Annotated in this window: 15 protein-coding genes; 8 read left to right on the top strand and 7 right to left on the bottom strand. The window is 69.5% G+C overall.

The genetic code is table 11. From position 1 onward, the window contains the following. Positions 1–25: 25 nt before the first annotated feature. Positions 26–682 (top strand): maleylpyruvate isomerase N-terminal domain-containing protein, encoded by a 657-nt coding sequence (locus ACWGI6_RS06035; RefSeq protein ID WP_453266361.1) that lies wholly within the window; start codon positions 26–28, stop codon positions 680–682. A 91-nt stretch (positions 683–773) separates the two neighbouring features. Here ACWGI6_RS06035 and proP read toward each other — a convergent pair whose 3' ends face one another. From proP to ACWGI6_RS06015, 4 genes are all read right to left on the bottom strand, one after another. Next, positions 774–2,285 carry a glycine betaine/L-proline transporter ProP gene (gene proP / locus ACWGI6_RS06030; RefSeq protein ID WP_453266360.1) on the bottom strand — a complete coding sequence of 504 codons (1,512 nt, stop codon included), beginning with the start codon at positions 2,283–2,285 and terminating at the stop codon, positions 774–776. A gap of 1,189 nt (positions 2,286–3,474) precedes the next feature. After that, positions 3,475–4,173: a class F sortase gene (locus ACWGI6_RS06025; RefSeq protein ID WP_453266359.1), complete on the bottom strand. Its 699-nt coding sequence runs from the start codon at positions 4,171–4,173 to the stop codon at positions 3,475–3,477. A gap of 128 nt (positions 4,174–4,301) precedes the next feature. After that, positions 4,302–5,114, bottom strand: coding sequence for a hypothetical protein (locus tag ACWGI6_RS06020; protein ID WP_453266358.1), 813 nt, complete (start codon positions 5,112–5,114; stop codon positions 4,302–4,304). Positions 5,115–6,049: 935 nt separating this feature from the next. Next, a complete protein-coding gene (locus tag ACWGI6_RS06015) occupies positions 6,050–6,778 on the bottom strand; it encodes a Mut7-C RNAse domain-containing protein (protein WP_453266357.1) in 729 nt (242 codons plus the stop codon). 219 nt (positions 6,779–6,997) lie between these two features. On the opposite strand from ACWGI6_RS06015, the gene ACWGI6_RS06010 reads away from it, so the two are divergent. Continuing rightward, positions 6,998–8,287 (top strand): ATP-binding protein, encoded by a 1,290-nt coding sequence (locus ACWGI6_RS06010; protein ID WP_393905067.1) that lies wholly within the window; start codon positions 6,998–7,000, stop codon positions 8,285–8,287. A 304-nt stretch (positions 8,288–8,591) separates the two neighbouring features. Here ACWGI6_RS06010 and ACWGI6_RS06005 read toward each other — a convergent pair whose 3' ends face one another. Continuing rightward, entirely contained in the window at positions 8,592–9,353 is a 762-nt protein-coding gene (locus tag ACWGI6_RS06005) for a chitinase (protein ID WP_453266356.1), read from the bottom strand. 512 nt (positions 9,354–9,865) lie between these two features. Between ACWGI6_RS06005 and ACWGI6_RS06000 the strand changes: the two genes are divergently transcribed. Then, positions 9,866–10,564, top strand: coding sequence for an aspartate/glutamate racemase family protein (locus ACWGI6_RS06000; RefSeq protein WP_453266355.1), 699 nt, complete (start codon positions 9,866–9,868; stop codon positions 10,562–10,564). 45 nt (positions 10,565–10,609) lie between these two features. Here the strand turns inward: ACWGI6_RS06000 and ACWGI6_RS05995 are convergent, their stop codons facing one another. Further along, positions 10,610–11,461, bottom strand: coding sequence for a GNAT family N-acetyltransferase (locus ACWGI6_RS05995; protein WP_453266354.1), 852 nt, complete (start codon positions 11,459–11,461; stop codon positions 10,610–10,612). 254 nt (positions 11,462–11,715) lie between these two features. Between ACWGI6_RS05995 and ACWGI6_RS05990 the strand changes: the two genes are divergently transcribed. Beyond that, complete coding sequence (locus tag ACWGI6_RS05990; protein WP_453266353.1) at positions 11,716–11,997, top strand: hypothetical protein; 282 nt, start codon at positions 11,716–11,718, stop codon at positions 11,995–11,997. Positions 11,998–12,303: 306 nt separating this feature from the next. On the opposite strand, the gene ACWGI6_RS05985 is transcribed toward ACWGI6_RS05990, so the two are convergent. Next, positions 12,304–12,534: a DUF6296 family protein gene (locus ACWGI6_RS05985; protein WP_453266352.1), complete on the bottom strand. Its 231-nt coding sequence runs from the start codon at positions 12,532–12,534 to the stop codon at positions 12,304–12,306. Positions 12,535–13,151: 617 nt separating this feature from the next. Here ACWGI6_RS05985 and ACWGI6_RS05980 point away from each other — a divergent pair. The 4 genes from ACWGI6_RS05980 to ACWGI6_RS05965 all read left to right on the top strand — a co-directional run bounded on the left by ACWGI6_RS05980 (position 13,152) and on the right by ACWGI6_RS05965 (position 17,341). Then, complete coding sequence (locus ACWGI6_RS05980; RefSeq protein WP_453266503.1) at positions 13,152–13,532, top strand: VOC family protein; 381 nt, start codon at positions 13,152–13,154, stop codon at positions 13,530–13,532. Between the two features lie 792 nt (positions 13,533–14,324). Then, positions 14,325–15,077, top strand: a complete 753-nt coding sequence (locus ACWGI6_RS05975) for a hypothetical protein (RefSeq protein ID WP_453266351.1) — start codon at positions 14,325–14,327, stop codon at positions 15,075–15,077. Between the two features lie 219 nt (positions 15,078–15,296). After that, positions 15,297–16,466 carry a PQQ-dependent sugar dehydrogenase gene (locus tag ACWGI6_RS05970; RefSeq protein ID WP_453266350.1) on the top strand — a complete coding sequence of 390 codons (1,170 nt, stop codon included), beginning with the start codon at positions 15,297–15,299 and terminating at the stop codon, positions 16,464–16,466. 335 nt (positions 16,467–16,801) lie between these two features. After that, positions 16,802–17,341, top strand: coding sequence for a methylated-DNA--[protein]-cysteine S-methyltransferase (locus ACWGI6_RS05965; RefSeq protein ID WP_453266349.1), 540 nt, complete (start codon positions 16,802–16,804; stop codon positions 17,339–17,341). Positions 17,342–17,364 lie beyond the last annotated feature (23 nt).

The raw sequence follows: 17,364 nt of genomic DNA, 5'->3' as shown, positions 1-17,364 counted from the left end.
CCCGCGCTCGCGGTACGGTCCCCGTATGTCCCGATCAACAGAAGTCGCACTCCAGCCGGCCGCCGTCGCTGCGGACGATCTTGACCGCGCCGTACAGCTCGCGGTGGCCGTATTGCGCGAGGCGCCCCCGGCGGCGTGGGACCGCAAGGCAGGCTCGCTGGAGTGGGACTGCTGGGAGACCGTCGAGCACCTCAGCGACGATCTCTTCGCCTACGCCGCCCAACTGGGCCCCCGGAGGCCGCCGTTGGAGGGCAATGTGCCCTTTGTGTGGGAGAGCCGGCGGCCCGGCGGCCCCGCGAACGCCGTGCATGCCGACCGTACGGCGGGCCCTGCGGGGCTGCTGCAGGTGCTGGAGGCGAGCGGCGCTCTGCTGGTGGCCATGGCGCGGACGACGCCGCCGAAGGTGCGTGCCCACCACGTGTTCGGGGTGTCGGACCCCGAGGGCTTCGCCGCCATGGGCACGGTGGAGACCCTCGTGCACGCCTACGACCTGGCGGAGGGGCTTCAGCTCTCCTGGAACCCGCCCGCCGACGTGTGCGCACGGGTGCTCGCCCGGCTGTTTCCGGACGCCCCGGAGGCCGCCGATCCCTGGCACACGCTGCTGTGGGCCACCGGACGCGCCGAACTACCGGGGCACCCTCGCCGCACCAGCTGGCGCTGGTACGGCAGCGTTCAGGGATAGCTCCCGGGCGTTGGACCGGTCCGGGCGGTTGCGCCGGCCGGGTGAGCGACGGGCACCGTCACGCCACTGAGCCTCCTGCCCGTCGTCACGCTCAATGCCGCGCCCATGGGTGCCGCAACCGGAGCCAGAGGTCCCTGGCCCGCCGCCCCGCTTCGGTGCGGCTCTTGGCCACCAGCTCCTGAGCCTGCTCCTCGCTCTCCACCATCGGGCCGGAACCACGCAGCGGCTTTCCGGCCGTTTCGTGGAGGAAGAAGGTGGCGATGAGCCCGATGACGCCGGCGACCATGAGGTAGTAGGCGGGGATCATGTCGTTGCCGGTCGCCTGCACCAGCGCGGAGGCGATGAGCGGGGTGGTGCCGCCGAAGAGCGAGACCGAGATGTTGAAGGCGATCGACAGCGCGCCGTAGCGCAGCCGGGTCGGGAACAGTGCGGGCAGGGTCGAGGCGGACGTACCCGCGAAGCACACCAGCAGGAGCCCCAGGATCAGGCACCCGAAGGCCGGCAGCAGGATGCCGCCGGCGCGGATGAGAAGCATCGCGGGGACGGCGAGGACGATCATGGCGGCGCTGCCCGCCATGAAGACGGGCCGGCGGCCCCATCGGTCGGAGGTACGGCCCACGGTGGTGATGGTGAGCACCACAACGATCATGGTGCCGAGGATGAGCAGCTGGGCGGTGGTGGCGTCCTGACCGAGCGTCTCGGTCATGAACGTCGGCAGGTACGAGGTCACCATGTAGTTGGTGACGTTGTAGAGCAGCACCAGGCCCATACAGATCAGCACGGCCTCCCAGTGCTGGGTGAAGATCTCCTTCAGCCGCCCCTTACCGGACTGGCGGGCCTCCTCCACCGGGTCCTCGCCGCCCGCGGCGACGACCTCCTCCGCATCGTGATGTGCCTGTTCGGCCTCACGCTGGAAGGCCGGGGTCTCCTCCAGCCTCAGCCGCATGTACAGGCCGATCAGCCCCAGCGGTCCGGCGACGAGGAACGGCAGCCGCCAGCCCCAGTCCACCAAGCCGTCCGCACCGAGCACCGCCGTGAGGAGGGTCACCAGTCCGGAGCCGAGCGCATATCCGACGAACGTGCCGAAGTCGAGCCAGCTGCCGAGGAATCCGCGGCGGGTGTCCGGTGCGTATTCGGCAATGTAGGTGGTGGCTCCCGCATATTCCCCGCCGGTGGAGAACCCCTGAACCAGACGGCAGATCAGCAACAGAATGGGCGCGGCGAAGCCGATGGTGTTGTAGGTGGGCAGAAATCCGACGGCGAAGGTGCTGATCGCCATCATGATCATGGTGGCGGCGAGCACGCGTTTACGGCCGATACGGTCGCCGAGCGGGCCGAATACCAAGCCGCCGAGCGGCCGGACGAGAAATGCCGCGGCAAATGTGGCGAAGGTCGACACCACCTGGGCCCCGGGGGAACTCGACGGGAAGAAGACCTTGCCCAAGGTGCCGGCCAGATAGGCGTAGACCCCGAAGTCGAACCACTCCATGGTGTTGCCGAGGGCCGCGGCCGACACCGCCTGGCGTACGGCGGGTCTGTCGGTGATCGTCACATCCTCGGCGCTCAGCGGCTGTTTGCGGCGGCGCAGCAGAATGCGGAGCATGCGGTCGGTGGCAGGAGTGCCTCCGCGGGCCGGCTTCCGGCCCCTGCGCGGGTGCGACGGTCCTTGGCGTCCAGCGCTCATTTCATCCCGTCAACAGGGCGGCATCGGGTGCCTCATGAATACACTCGGGAACATCATGGGCGCGCCCATGGTTTCTTCGACGGTTCATTATTTCCCCGGGCATTCCGTATCGGGAGAAAGCCACGGCACCGCGTGTCGCCCGACGACCTGACAGGCTGTCGGCTTAGGGGGCCGGGGCGGATTACCGGAAGCCGAGGGTGGGTGAAATGCCGCCGCCGTTCCATGGGCCGTCGGACATCTGACGGGCAGTACGACGCGGGCCTTGGTCCCGGGCGGGCCTCGGTGCCGGGCGGCCTCGGTACCGGGCAGCCTCGGTACCGGGCGGGCACCGACGTCAGGCGGCCTCGCCACCGGGTGAGCATCGCCACCGGGCGGCGTCGGTCTCAGGCGGGCCGCGGTCCCGACAGCCTCCGTGCCGCCCTCGCCAGGTCGTCCCGGCCCCGGGCAGCCTGGCGAGGCCGATGTGGTGCGCACGGCGGCCCGATTGCCGTGGATGCCGTCGCCCGCCCCCGCGACCGGGCCCGGCGGCGCCGACGCGCCGCCAAGGTCCTCTTGCTCGATGCCACCCACCCCACAGCCGTCAACTGTCCCCTTCCCGTTCTCCGCCGGGGTGGCGGAGCGCGCGATCTGGTAAGGCCGTGGAGGGCCATGGGTGCCGGACCGCGACCGGCAACGCGAACCGGAAAAGTTGCACGACGGGGTCATTACCCCGTTCACGGAAGACGGACAGTTCGCACGGGTCGAGCTGCCCGGCCGCCCCTGGGTGCGGCGCGCCCCCGCGAGGCCGGCTCGCCCCGACCACGTGGCCCGACGGTAGTGCCTCCGCACCGAGCCCGGCCCCGTCCCGGCCGCTGCCTCGTATGCGACGAGCCGCCTGACCGGACCTCACCAGCCCGCGATCGGCCCGGCCCGCCCCGTCGACCCGCGCAACGCCCGCCCATGCCCCCGCACGCGAACGGCTCGCCCATCCCCCTCCTGCTGCCACTCCCACCCCGGCCCCGGCCATGACAAAGCCCAGGCCGACGAGGGGGTCGGCCTGGGCTTGTCCTGGCGTGTCTGTGTTTGCCTCGGGGATGGGGGGAGAGCCCCTCGGGCGTGTCGGAAAGGCTCAGACGTGTCGGTACGAGGCGAGGTGGGCGTACACCACGATGTTGTCGACGTAGTCCTTGACCTTCCTGTCGTAAGCACCACCGCAGGTGATCACCCGGAGCTGCGCGGTGGGAGCATCGGCGTAGACCTGGTCGCTGGGGAACTTCGCCTTGCTGTAGGTCTCGATGGAGTCGACCTTGAAGGTCGCGACCATGCCGTCCTCACGGGTGATGTTGATCAGGGCACCGGGCTTGAGCGCTTCAAGTTGCAGGAACACCGCCGGTCCGGTCTTGGTGTCCACATGACCGGCGATGATCGCCGAGCCGCGCTCGCCCGGCGTCGCGCCGTCCTGGTACCAACCGACGAGGTTCTTGTCCCCCGCGGGCGGCGCGTTGAGCTGTCCGGTCGGGCCGATGGTCAGCGGGGTGAAGGGCGCGTCCACGGCGATCGTGGGGATCGACACGCGCTTCGGGGCGGAACGGGGCAGGGCCAGATCAGGCACTGCCGCGGCGGCGGAGGGCCGCGGTGTGGCGGAGGAAGCCACGGTGTGGTGGGAGGGCGGCTTGGGGTCCGCCGAGGTGTCCACCGAGTTGTAGACGAGGAGGGAGCCCAGCAGGAACGCTCCCGCAGACCACAGCAGACCGCGGCCGACGGGGCGAGACGCGGGGGTGGTCCGGGACGGGTTCGAATTCGGCTGGGGCGACTGCTGGGCGGTCATTGAGGGTGCCTTTCATGAACCGGGGGACGACGAGGCGTGAGGGGCAGCGGTGATGCAATCGCCGCGGCCACCGTCCACGAGGAACGGTGGCCGCGACAGCGCAGCGGCCCCCGTGTGGGGCAGCCGGGTCAGGCCGCCGCAGCGCCCGAGGTGTTGCGACGACGCAGCATGTACGCACCAGCACCGAGACCACCGAGCATCAGCACGGAGCCGGCGGCCAGACCGCTGCCGGTCGCCATGCCGCCACCACCGGTGTGGATGCCACCGTGAGGCTTGCGGTCGCCGCGGCCGTAGCCGCCGTAGCCACCCTTGTCGTGGTCACCGTCGCCGTAGCCACCCCGGCCGTGGTCGCGGTCACGGTCGCCGTACCCGCCGCGGCCGTGGTCGCGGTCGCCGCCGCCGTGGTCACGGTCGCCGCGGCCGTGGTCGCGGTCGCCACGCCCGTGCTTGTCGTGGTCGTCGCCGTAGCCGCTGCCCTGGTCCCAGTCACCGATCACGGTCTTGGCCATGGCGCCGCCGCCGGTGTGCATACCGCCGCTCGGCATCCGGTCGTCGCGGCAGTGGGCGCCGCCGTGGTCACCGCCGTGGTCACGGTCGCCGTAGCCACCGCGGCCGTGGTCACCTCCGTTGTCACGGCCGTTGCCGCGACCGTTGTCACGGCCGTTGTCACGTCCGTTGTCACGTCCGTTGCCGCGACCGTTGTCACGTCCGTTGCCACGGCCGTGGTCACGGTCGCCGTAGCCGCCGCGGCCGTGGTCGCGGCAGTTGTCGTTGCCCCGACCGTGGTCGCGGTCGCCGTTCCTGTCGTGGTCGTTGTTGGTGGCGGAAGAAGCGCTGTCCGAGGCAATGTCCGCCGTGATCATGGCGTTCGCAGCGGGAGCGGAGATTGCAAGCACCGCCGTAATGGCGGCTGAGGCGAACAGGGTGCGAGCAGTGCGCATGGGGACAAGTTCCTTTCGACGCGACTGCGAAGGCTGACTCTTTGCCGGCTCATCGGATCGCAGTGGCGACGTGATCACCGTCAGCCTGATTGCGACCTCGCACCACCGGAGAACGTCGCATTCGAGGGACGTCATGGGCTCTTCGGGTGGCCGGAGGCGGCGGATTCACCCGTTGGATGGCGCGCGTCGTCGGCGTGTCGCGCAACGAGTGGGCTAGAGGCACTTCGGCGCCCCTCCACGGCACCGCAATTCAGCCCTGAACGAGCCCGCCGAGCGGGATTCTCCGCGACACGCCGACGGCCCCGATGGCTGTGATGACCGGGGTGACGGCGACTGCGGCGAACGGTGACTGCGACGACTGCGACGACACGAGGGCGTTCGGCGATGGGTTGCGTGGGTGAACTCAACGCGGTCGATACGGACGTGGCCGACGAGCCGTGTGCCTGTGACCGCAGCCCTGGCGGGATGCGGTCACCCCGTACTGCGCGAAGAGCAGGCAAGGGACGAACTCCCCGACAGGGATGGTTCGTTCCGCTGCCCGCCGCGCAGCGGAACCCGATTCGGAACCGTGGTCCACTATGGCGGCACCGGCGAGACGGCCCGGTCGCGGTCGGGGGGCCCATGGTCCGGAACACCTCGGCTCGCCCCGGTCCCGATCCCCAAAGTCCGAAATAGCCTGCTGTCAGAGCCAGTTGAGGCACCGTCCGAAGCCGATCCGCACGAACTTCGCCGTGCGTCCGGTGCCGTGATCACCCGGCAATTAATGGACACGCACGCGGACCGTCCTCCACGGGCGCTCCGCGGGTTGTCACGGGTGCGCCACGGGAGCCCCAAGGGCGCCCTCACCCGAACTGAGGAATTCGTACGGCCGACGGGTGGAGCCGAGAGGCGGTCTCACGTCCCCATGAAATATCGAGTGTCGGTCCGCCCTCACCTCAGGTCGTGCTGTCCCGGAGCGCCTTTTCGACGATTGCCTCCAGCCGCGCATGGTGTGCCCCTCGCCAGTAGACGCGCCCGCAGGCAGTGCACTGCGCGAAGACGTCATACGTACGTTGAGTGCCGTGCTCAAGCTGCTCCCGGACCGAGTTCTTGTCCGCGTCCGCCAGCCGTCCGTTGCAGGCGGTGCAGCGCGTCCACGGGGCGAGGGTGGGGGCGAAGCGGCCCAGTATGTCGCGGAGTTGGTCGTCGGGCCGGTCGCTGTAGACGAATGCGCCCGCCCAGATCTCCCGGCGTCGCAGCAGTCCCCGATCCCGGGAGAGCAGTACCCGTCGCTCCTTCGCCGAGAGCGCGGCCAGCGCCGCGTCACCGGGGTCCTCGTTCGTGTACGCCGCGTCGACGCCGAGCAGCCGCAACCTGCGGGCCAGGGTGCCGAGGTGCACATCCAGCAGGAACCTCAGGGGCGCGCCGGCGATCCGCTGCGGGCGCTCGACGGCCTGTACCTCGATGTTCTCGCCCGCCCCAGGGACATGGGAGACGGCAACCTCGACGCCGTCCACGACGAGCCGCCCGACCTCCGTGAGCGGGACACCGAGCGACTCGACGACATGGCCGAGCGTCGATGACCCATCGGTCACCACAGACGCAGGGGTGGTCGTGGTGTGCTCCGAGGCGACGAAAAGGTGCAGCTCAGGGGCGAAGCTGACATGGATCTCAGGTCCGTTCACGCCGGACAGCATGCCATCGGCCGGGCCTGGCCAGCCAGCCGATTCCTGCCGGTCAGAGGGGCCCCTGTCGTGGCCACGGCGGATCTGGCTACAGACGGACCGTAGCGATCCACGCCCCGGATTGTTCACGATGGAGCGGGACCCGCTCCGTCGCCGCCCCTAGCCTCACTGCCACCACATCACCAACATCACCAACATCACCAATGAGGGGCGGTACCGGTGAACTGGCTCATCCACGACTACCGCGAGAACGATCTCGCCGAAGTGGTCCACCTGATCGACTCCACGGCCGAGCTCGGACAGGAGTCCGTCTTCTCGCTCGCCGAGTGCATCAGTGCGCTGACCTCTCGGCAGCCCGCCGTGGTGGCCGTCCACCAGGGTGCGCCCATCGGCACGGCGCTCGCGTGTGTGGCGGGTGAGCGGGGCTGGGTGATGCGGATCGCGATCTCCTCGGCCTGGCGTGGCCGGGGGCTGGCGAGTGCGCTGCTGGTGGAGCTGGAGCGGCGGCTGATCGCGGCCCGGGTGAGCCGTATCGCCTATGTGCTCCCCGAAGAAGATCTGCTCGGGGAGGGACTGCTCAACGCGGGCTATACGCGGCAGCCCGCCGTCGCCTACTTCGAGAAGGTCGAGCCGCACCACGGGCCCGCGGCCAGCCTCCTGGAAGACCTCGGCGGACGGTTCCTGCCCACCGACCTGTGGGCCAAGGTGGCCGGCATGGAAGCGGAGAAGGACCTCATCGAACGGCGTGTCGTGCTCCCGCTGGCGGAGCCGGAGCGAGCCGCCCGGCACGGCGTCCGGCCACCGCGGGCGATCGCGCTGTTCGGTCCGCCGGGAACCGGGAAGACCACCTTCGCCCGGGGTATCGCCGCCAGGCTCGGCTGGCCGTTCGTCGAGCTGCTTCCGTCCCGCCTGGCCGACGAGGGCAATCTGGCGGCGGCCCTGCGCAGCGCGTTCGCCCGGATCGCGGAGCTGGAGCGGGTCCTCGTCTTCATCGACGAGGTCGAGGAGATTGCGCCGGTCCGCGGCGAGCCCGCGCAGCCGGGCGGGCTGCACGGTGTGACCAATGAGCTGCTCAAGCTCATACCGGGTTTCCGGGAACGGGACGAACGGCTGCTGGTGTGCGCGACCAACTCCGTCCGCTCGCTCGACCCGGCGTTTCTGCGCCCCGGTCGGTTCGACTACCTGATCCCGATCGGGACGCCGGACACGGCGGCCCGGTCGGCGATCTGGTCCCGGTACACGGACGGCCGGGCCGAGGTGGATGTCGCGGCGCTGGTGGCGGCCAGCGAGCTGTTCACCCCGGCCGACATCGAGCACACCGCCCGGGTGGCCGCCCAGACGTCTTTCGAGCGGGACCTGGAGGCGATCGGCGTCGGTGCGGGGGCGCACGGCCGGCTCGGGGCGACCACCGAGGACTATCTCGCCGCCATCGCCCAGTGCCGGCCGACCGTCACCCCCGCAATGATCGACGAATTCAGCGCGGACATCACCGCCCACGCTCGCTGCTGACGACCTGTGCGCGGCACAACCAGCTCGGGGACGGCGGACAGCGCCCCGACCTGGCCATGGAGCCATGGACACCGGGCTCGTCGGACTGGTCGGCTCGTCGGGCTCGTCGGACTGGTCGGCTCGTCCAGCGCACCGGAATGCCGGGCCGGGGAACGGAACACCGTCCGGTGCGCTGGAACGGCCGGCCGGCAAGGCGGCCGCCGCTCACGACCGGCCGCCATACGTATGCCGCCCGTCGGATTGCCGACCACCGATATGCCGACCACTGATTTGCCGACCACTGATTTGCCGACCGCACCACTCGTCAGCAGCTCAAGTTGCCGCCAGGCGTGGTCCCCAGGATCTGTACGAAGCTCTGGTAGCTGTTGATCCGGCTCTGTACCTGGCCGGGGTTGCCGCCGTTGCATTCGAGGGAGCCGTTGATGCTGCGGATGGTCTCACCGAACCCGGCGCCGCTGACCATGGCCTGGTGCGGGGTCATCGTGCCCGGCCCGGTCTGCGTGTTCCAGTACCAAAGGGCGGTCTTCCAGGCGACGGCGGCGTCCTGTTCCACCAGATAGGGATTGTGCAGCAGGTCGATGCCGAGCGCATCGCCCGCGGCCTTGTAGTTGAAGTTCCAGCTGAGCTGAATCGGACCACGGCCGTAGTAGGCGGCCTGACCCGCCGGGCACCCGTACGGCTGGCTGGCGTCACAGTAGTGGGGGTAGTTCGCGGTGTTCTGCTCCACCACGTACACGAGGCCACCGGTCTCGTGACTGACGTTCGCGAGGAAGGCCGCGGCCTCCTGGCGCTTCACGGTGTCGCTCCCGGTGTTCGCGAACTCCGGATAAGCGCTGAGGGCCGCGGTCAGGCCACTGTAGGTGTAGAACGAATTCCGGTTCGGGAACATCTGGTTGAACTGCGCCTCGCTGACGACGAACCCCTCCGCCTGGGCATCAGCCCTGGCCGGAGCCGCAGCACAGTCGGAGCAGCCCACCGTGGCGGCCGCAGGCACAGTCGGTACGACGAGCGCGACGCTCGCGGCTACGGCGGCGGCGCTCAGCAACGCGGCAATACGTGATCTCATTGCGGTGACTCCTTCGCGCGGCCGCACTCCGGGCAGGAGGGGCCACTGCGTGTGGGGGGATGGCCGAGTTGACGAATCGCCTTACGAACTCCGCCAGTTGACGACGTGTGGTCGGAGATGCCGCAACCGCCCTCGCAGTACGGGCGTGGGGACACGGATCGTCAAGCGACACGTTCACGGACAAGGACGAGTAGGACGGCAACGCACGGCAGCTTCAACTGCAGCTGCAACCAGGACTGCGGCTACGACCGCCAGAGCTGCGGTCTAGACCAACGCCAGGTTATGGGCAGCGCATTGAACATGTCCATACCAATGCATCGATCCCATCGGCCCCATCGGTGCTCGCCCCGGCCGGCGCCCGCACGGCATCCCCCATGCGGATCGAGCCGTTGTCAGCGCCCACCCCGCGCGGGGCTCGGGACGAGGGCATGACAGCCGCAGGGAGTTGAGGAGACGTAACCGCGCCCCGGTGAGGTGACGTAACGGCCCGCATCCTGTGCGAGGGTGGCCCGATGAAGACCATCGGGTTGCTCGGAGGCATGAGCTGGGAGTCCACGGCGGAGTACTACCGGCTGCTGAATCAGCTGACGCGCGAGCGTCTGGGCGGCCTGCACTCCTCGAAGTGTGTGCTCTACTCCGTGGACTTCGCGGAGATCGAACGACTGCAGGTTGAAGGTCGCTGGGAGCAGGCCGGCGAGGTGCTCGCCGAGGCCGCCGGAGCACTGGAGTCGGCCGGCGCGGACATGCTCCTGCTCTGCACCAACACCATGCACAAGGTCGCCGACCAAGTGTCCGCTGCCGTCACCGTCCCGCTGCTGCATCTCGCCGACACCACGGCGGACGCCGTACGTACCAGCGGCCTGCACCGCGTCGGACTGCTGGGCACCGCCTTCACCATGGAGCAGGACTTCTACCGCGGCCGACTCGAAAGCCATGCGCTGGATGTGCTCGTCCCGGACGCCGCCGGGAGAAGCGCCGTCCATCGCGTGATCTACGAGGAGCTGTGCCTCGGCATCGTCCGCGAGGAATCCCGGAAGGCGTTCCAGGCCGTCATCGGCGACCTCGTCACTGCCGGAGCGGAGGGCATCGTCCTGGGCTGCACCGAGATCGAGCTGCTCATCGAACCGGAGCACAGCCCGGTTCCGCTCTTTCCGACCACCCGGCTGCATGCCGAAGCGGCCGTCACCCGCGCTCTCGCCGACGTCCCGTAGCCCGTACGGCCGTGGCGCATCACGGGTGACGGACCTCCGCGAGCCCTACTCGGCGGGCTCGGCGATGAGTGCGGTGGCCACGAAGCGGAAGCCGAGCCGGGCGTAGATCCGCGCGACGTCATCGTCGCCCGCGGACAGGAAGAGGGTCTCGACGCCTCGCGAGCGTGCGTCGGACACCAGCGCCGCGGTGACCGCGAGCCCCAGACCACGGCGGCGTGCGGTCGGCAGAGTTCCGACGCCGACGGTCTCGCTGACCTTCCCGACCGGCTGGTGCTGACCGGCACACAGCGCCCTGCCGTCCGCCACCGCGGCGGCGACACACGTCAGACCGGCCCGGATGCGTGCGGCCGAGCGTTCCACCGTCCCGTCTCCGGCGCTGCCCCGGACCGCCTCGGCCAGTTCCCGCACTCCGGCCACACCGACACCGGTCCCGGGATCGGCGAAGGCCAGATGTGGGACGGCCAGTGCGCTGGGCAGCACAGGATCGTCCGGCCCGACGGTCCGCAGCGCCACACCGTCGGGCACCTTGGACTCATCGGGGGTCGGGACGTCCGGGCCCAGCACCATCAAGGGATGTGCGCGCACCGAAAGCCCCGCCTGTTCGACCGCGGCCTTCAGCGTGGGCGCAGTCTCGGCCACCCACTCAAAACTCTCCGGAATGCCCAGTTCCCGCTGCCGGGCGCGCACCCGGTTCACCTCGGCAGCACTCACCTCTCCGCGCCGCCCCAGGGCCGGGCGGGCATAGAAGGGCCATCCCTGCCCCTCCCGGACGAACAACGTCAGCGCCCCGAAGTCCTCGGCCCGGGCACCGGATCGGGGGACGGCATCGTAGTAATGCTCCAGCCGTTCCAGCAGTTCACGACGGTCAGCCAGCTCCAAGGAAGTCACACCGCGCATCCAAGCAGCAGGTCGTGAACCGCTGCCACGCATTTCTCCACCGCACTGCTCCACCGCCCAACGCGCCCCCAGGGAGGGAGGGACGTGTGGGACGGAATGCTGATCAACTGCCGACACCGGGCTCGCGAACCAGGTCGTACGTGTGGGAGTCCGACAGCCCGCCGGGTTGAGGGTGATGCGTCCGCCAACTCCCCTATCGTCACGGATTCTTGGGTCGTGCCGAGGTTTGAACTCACGGCAGGTACGCTGACGTGGTGTCGCGTAGCGAGTTAGAACGACTGGCCAGGATCCGGATGCAGGTCACCGGTGAGACGCTCGAACGCGCCATGGCCGTGCTGGAAGGCCAGACGGCTTCCTCCGCATCGCCATCCGAACCCGACGCCAAGCCCGACCCCGCCGAGAACGGTGAGGTCAGCGAGGCCGGCACGGACAGCGAAGGCACCGAGGACCGCAGGAACACCTGGGGCAGCGGGAACGTGACAATGCCCGACGGCCGACGGACGCCGCAAAAACGAAACCATCTGCGGGGCCTCTGAGCCGGAGCGCGGATCAGTCGAAGCTCCTGGCTCCGTGTGCGGATCAGGCTGACGCGCCTGGCGTGCGTATGCCGATCGGGGGGCCACGCGCCTGGCGTGCGTGTGCCGATCGGAGGGCGACGCGCCCTTGTGCGCACGGCATGGGGGAGCGACGCACACGGCATGCAGCTGACTGCCGAGAGAGCTATCGCTCCGAGGTGCGCCACGCGGACTCAGCGCCCGGAAACTCGCCCAGGGTAAAGATGTCGCAACACAGCGTGATTATGAGTGCGCGTTCCCGTCCGCCGGACAGGCTCCTGCGAGACCTCACGGGGTCAGGGGTCGCGCCAGCAGCGGCGTCCGGAGCATCTGATGTCCCCCGCTGGCCAGCATGCGGACTTCACCCCGGTCGCTGATCTCCGCGCGGACGATTCCGGATTCGTCCTCATAGACCGGATAGCCGCCCGCTCCAGCCCGGTCGGTACGACGGACGATCACCACGTCGTCCTCGACGGCAGGGGCTTGAAATACCAGCTCATAGCATTCCGGATAATCCATCGGGGCCTCCCGGCACGACTCGGCAGGTGCTCCGGGCGTCCCCCACCGCCGCTGCACGGGCGCCGCTGCACCTCGGCCATTCCATCGTCACCCACACCCGCCCGGCGCGCCTGAGGAGGACGCGAAAACGTCCGTTTCCCCGCCGAGGACCGACCAGGCTGGGATCAAGGTCGCCCCCATCGCGGCGCGCATCACCTAGCTCCGCGGGCCGGCCGGATAGCTCCGCGGGCCGGCCGGATTGGTGGCCCCGCTCCCGTGCGCTGTTCACGGAAGCGGGGCGGGTCCGAGAAGCGCCAGCAGCTCGGATATTTACGAGAGCCACGGTAGGGGGCACCACTGACAACGGCGGGTCCGGCGGAACTCTGCGAGGTGCTCGTGGAGCGCCACCTCGACCGAGATCGACTCGAGAACGATGAGGCTGCGCTCGTTTACCCATGCGGTGACGACGAGGATGCGGCCGTCGGAACCCGGTCGCGACGGCGGCTTCACACCTCACCCGATTGGGGTAACGCTCGCGTGGCCACGGCGCGGTCCTCCTCGTCAGCCTGGGCACGCCACGACCAGGGGGCCGAGCCGTATGGTCAGGTGCCGGTGTGTGGATGGGGGCGATGGGAGCAATGCCGATGGGGAAGCCTTGGTTTTCGCTTGCGACGGTGGCTCTGGATTGCCCGGATGCCCATGCGCTTGCGGAGTTCTATCAGCGGCTCCTCGGATGGGAGGTGAAGTCCAGTGAACCGGACTGGGTACTGCTCAGGTGCCCGGACGGAGGTACGGGGCTCTCGTTCCAGTCCGAGCCGGGATATCAAGCCCCCGTCTGGCCGGAACGTCCTGAGGAACAGCAGAAGATGCTGCACCTCGACATTCGGGTCGATGACCTTGCGGAGGCCGAGGCGTATGCCGTCGCGGCGGGTGCGTCATGCCCCGAATTCCAGCCGCAGGACGATGTCCGGGTGCTTCTTGATCCGGCGGGGCACCCGTTCTGCCTCTTCCTCCACTGAAGGAGGGAGCTGTGGGCGAGTGGGCTTGTCGGCGATGCCCGCCCGGAGTTGGCGTGCCGGCTGCCTCCGTCACCCCGGGTGATCGCGGAGCGTGTGGGAATGGACACATGCGGACGGTGGGGCCGCGCGGAGGGCCGACTGTCTTTGCTGGTCAAGAAGTTGAGGTGACGTAGGGACACCCGCAGGAGCACCCGCTGCGGGCGCGGGGACGCCGCGCGTGGGTCTGCGTTGTCAGTGTCTGCCCCTAGCATGGCTTATATGTCCCCAACTCCTTCTGCCCCTACGGGTACGCCCGTTCCTGCTTCCGAAGCGAATGAATCGATCCGGCGATTTGTACGCGCCCGTCGCGGCATGGCGTGGTCGGCTCAGGACATGGCGGAGTATGCGGTGCTGCTGGAGATCTGGACGCTTGCGGTGCGCTCGGAGGTCGTCGAGGCGGCGTAGGCCCCCGCACGGTCAACGCAACGGCCCGCGCGCCCGCCCTTCCTGGCTGTCGGCTCCTGCCTCCTGCCTCCTGCCTCCTGCCTCCTGCCTCCTGCCTGGAAAGCGTCTGCGGAAGACCCCGGTCCGAGGGTCCGTTTCCGGTGAGCACACGGAAACGGAAGCTGCGTTAGTGGTCCGTTAGTGGATCGGCAACGGCCATGACCAAGCTGGTGATGCACCGCTACCGAAAGCGGTAGCTACGCCATGTCCGAAGCCCGTGGCCGAAACCAACGCGCACGCCCACGCCAACGCAGCAACGGCGCGATTCCGCCGAGACGCTGTGCGGCAGTGTGCACACAAAGGGGATTCATGTCCTGGAACAAGGCCTCCGAGGTCGACGCAGACGCCAACAGCACCGCCGCGTCCGCCACCGCCGACGGCTCCGCCTTACGCCGTGGGCGTCGGATCGTCGCCGCTTCGCTAGTGGCCGTTGCCGCGCTCTCGTTGACCGCCTGCGGCAGCAGCGACGACGACACGAAGGCGAGCACCAAGGTCTCGTCGAGCCCCGATCCTTCGGATCTGTCGGACGAGGCCGCAGCCCTCGGCGACGTAGCGGCCGAACCGGGGTCCAAGGATGAGTCGGCGCCGAGCCGGAAGCCGTCTCAGGCCGGGAAGAGCGGCGGTGACGGCGCCGGGGCGAGTGAGGGCAAGACGGGTCGCGACAGCACGGCGAGCGGCGGCAACGGAACGGGCGGCGCCAACGGCACGAGCGGTGCCGGCGCGGGCTCCGGCTCGGCGGACGACGCCGGCTCGGCGCCCCACGGCAAGGGCGTGAGCGGCACCTGGAACGGCGTCCTGAAGTACCTGGCACCCGGAAAGCTGACCGTGGCCCCGGCCTCCGGAGCCGAGCAGGGGTTCTTCGTCGACTCACAGACCAAGGCCCTGGGAGCCGCCGCGATGTGCGCGTCGAACGGCAATGTCACCATGGACGACAGCGGCTACGGCACCTCCCCGTGCACCGCAGCACAGCTGGAGAAGGCCGCCAAGATGAACTCCCTCGACGTCCGGGTCACCGTCGAGGACGGCGTCGCGACGAAGATCGTCGAGCACTACCACCCCTGAGTGTCGAGGGCACGGCCTGGCGAGGGCACCGGACGCCGCTCAAGCATCAACTCCCCTTGCCGACGGGGCAGATACCTCCCGCCTTCCAGCCTTGACCCTCACCCCGAGGCGCAGTAGCTTCCGGGGCCGAACGGCAGGAAACTTTCCTATCAGTTCGGCGCCGCCGAATGCTCGTCCCCGAGGGAACGCCCCGTCGCCTCTTCCTGGCTGGAGGACTCCATGCACCTGCGCACCAGAGCCGCACGCCCCACCACATGGACCGTGGCGGTCACCTCCGCCCTGGCCGCCGGACTACTCGTCGCTGCCTCCGGCACCGGCAGTGCCGCCGGTCCGGGTCACGCCGCCGGTCCGGGTCATGCCGCCGGTCCGGGTCATGCCGCCGGTCCGGGTCACGTGACCGGAAGCCGCGCCCTTGCCTCCGAGCCCGGCTCCCCCAAGACCGTCTCGTCGGGCTGGTCCATCCCCTGGGGCCTGAGCTGGCTGCCGGACGGCTCCGCCCTGCTCACCGAGCGCGATGCGTTCAAGGTCTACACACTCACCCGGGACGGCACGAAGCGGCAGGTCGGCGAGGTCCCGAACGTCGTCACCACGGGCGGCGAGGGCGGGCTGCTGAGCATCGCCGTATCGCCGTCCTGGGGGACCGATCACTACGTGTACGTGATGCACACCGCCGCCGAAGGTAACCGGATCGCGCGCATGACCTTCGATGGCAGCACCCTCAGCGACTACAAGGTGCTGGTCGACGGCATCAAGAAGAACACGTACCACAACGGCGGGCGCATCAAATTCGGGCCCGACGGCTACCTCTACGCCACCACGGGCGACGCCCGGACCCCCGATCTCGCCCAGGACAAGACCTCCCTCAACGGCAAGATCCTGCGGATGACCCCCGAGGGAAAGCCGGCCCCCGGCAACCCCTTCCAGTCTCTGGTCTACTCCTACGGCCACCGCAACCCCCAGGGCATCACCTGGGACGCCCAAGGCCGGTTGTGGGAGGGCGAGTTGGGTGACAGCAAGGACGACGAGCTGAATCTCATCGAGCCGGGGAAGAACTACGGCTGGCCCCGGTGCGAAGGCAGTTGCTCGACCTCCGGGATGACCAACCCCAAGCGTCAGTGGCCCGTCGCGGAAGCCTCGCCCAGCGCGGTCGCCTACGCCGACGGGGCGGTCTACATGGCCGCACTGCGCGGCGAACGCCTGTGGCGCATCCCGGTCGACGGCACCAACACGGGCACCCCGAAGGCGTATTACACCCACGACTACGGGCGGCTGCGTACGGTCGAGTCCGTACCCGGCACGAAGTCCCTGTGGCTGACCACCACCAACGCCGACAACAGCGGCGAGGGCGAGCCGGGCTCCGACAAGGTGTTCCAGATCGACCTGAGGTAGCTCCCGATGGAGCACGGCCGGCGTGTCGGCCACTGCCGGTGCGGCGGGTCGACACGCCGGTGGTCCGTGCGCGGTGGGTGGTGACGAGCGATCGGTGGTGATCGGTGGCTGGTGAGTGGCCGGTGGCCGGTGGCCGGCGAGTGACCTGTGGTTGGTGGGTGATCGATGAGCCGTCGCTGGCGGCTCGCGACTGGCGACTGGCGACTGGCGACTGCGACGGACCAGCAGCGCCCCATCGTGACGTCCGATTTCCGCCAGCCGAGGCGCGGCCGAACCTGCAGACTCGAGGAATGAAAGCGAGGAATGAAAGCAGTGAACACGAACGAGGAAGCGCCATGATCTCCTCCGCGGCAACCACCGCCACCACCAGCTACACCACCCTCGACAGCCCCATGGGCGAGCTGCTGCTCGTCGGCGAGGAATCGTCCACCGCGCCCGGCGGCACCGCCCTGACCGCCCTCTCCATGCCGGGGCAACGGGGCGCCGCCACCGTGCAGCCGCACTGGCGCCGCGACCCCCGTCCCTTCGCCGAGGCCGTCCGCCGGCTCCGCGCCTATTTCGCCGGCGAGCTCTCCCGCTTCGAGCTGGAATTCCGCACCACCGGTACGGAACTCCAGGAACGCGTCTGGCGGGCCCTGGAAGCCATCCCGTATGGCACCACGACCACCTACGGCCGGCTCGCCGAGGCCATCGGCGTACCGCGGTCCGACGTCCGGGCCCTGGGGGCCGCGATCGGCGCGAATCCCCTGCTGATCCTGCGCCCTTGCCATCGTGTGATCGGCGCGGATGGCACCATGCGCGGCTACGCGGCGGGCGTCGAACGCAAAACCGCGCTGCTCACGCACGAGGGCGCCCTCCAGCCCACGCTCCTCTGAGCCCGGCCACGGCCCGGCACCCC

This window comes from Streptomyces sp. NPDC054786, assembly GCF_053611685.1.
The sequence above is the reverse complement of the archived record's forward strand: the minus strand, read 5'-3'. Positions and strand labels throughout refer to the sequence as shown.

Excerpts from the sequence above, each read along its gene's own strand:
- ACWGI6_RS06005 (WP_453266356.1), bottom strand. The coding sequence starts at position 9,353 with ATGAGATCACGTATTGCCGCGTTGCTGAGCGCCGCCGCCGTAGCCGCG.
- ACWGI6_RS05980 (WP_453266503.1), top strand. The coding sequence starts at position 13,152 with ATGCCGATGGGGAAGCCTTGGTTTTCGCTTGCGACGGTGGCTCTGGAT.
- ACWGI6_RS06000 (WP_453266355.1), top strand. The coding sequence starts at position 9,866 with ATGAAGACCATCGGGTTGCTCGGAGGCATGAGCTGGGAGTCCACGGCG.
- ACWGI6_RS06035 (WP_453266361.1), top strand. The coding sequence starts at position 26 with ATGTCCCGATCAACAGAAGTCGCACTCCAGCCGGCCGCCGTCGCTGCG.
- ACWGI6_RS05970 (WP_453266350.1), top strand. The coding sequence starts at position 15,297 with ATGCACCTGCGCACCAGAGCCGCACGCCCCACCACATGGACCGTGGCG.
- proP (WP_453266360.1), bottom strand. The coding sequence starts at position 2,285 with ATGCTCCGCATTCTGCTGCGCCGCCGCAAACAGCCGCTGAGCGCCGAG.
- ACWGI6_RS05965 (WP_453266349.1), top strand. The coding sequence starts at position 16,802 with ATGATCTCCTCCGCGGCAACCACCGCCACCACCAGCTACACCACCCTC.
- ACWGI6_RS06025 (WP_453266359.1), bottom strand. The coding sequence starts at position 4,173 with ATGACCGCCCAGCAGTCGCCCCAGCCGAATTCGAACCCGTCCCGGACC.
- ACWGI6_RS05975 (WP_453266351.1), top strand. The coding sequence starts at position 14,325 with ATGTCCTGGAACAAGGCCTCCGAGGTCGACGCAGACGCCAACAGCACC.
- ACWGI6_RS06020 (WP_453266358.1), bottom strand. The coding sequence starts at position 5,114 with ATGCGCACTGCTCGCACCCTGTTCGCCTCAGCCGCCATTACGGCGGTG.
- ACWGI6_RS05985 (WP_453266352.1), bottom strand. The coding sequence starts at position 12,534 with ATGGATTATCCGGAATGCTATGAGCTGGTATTTCAAGCCCCTGCCGTC.
- ACWGI6_RS05995 (WP_453266354.1), bottom strand. The coding sequence starts at position 11,461 with ATGCGCGGTGTGACTTCCTTGGAGCTGGCTGACCGTCGTGAACTGCTG.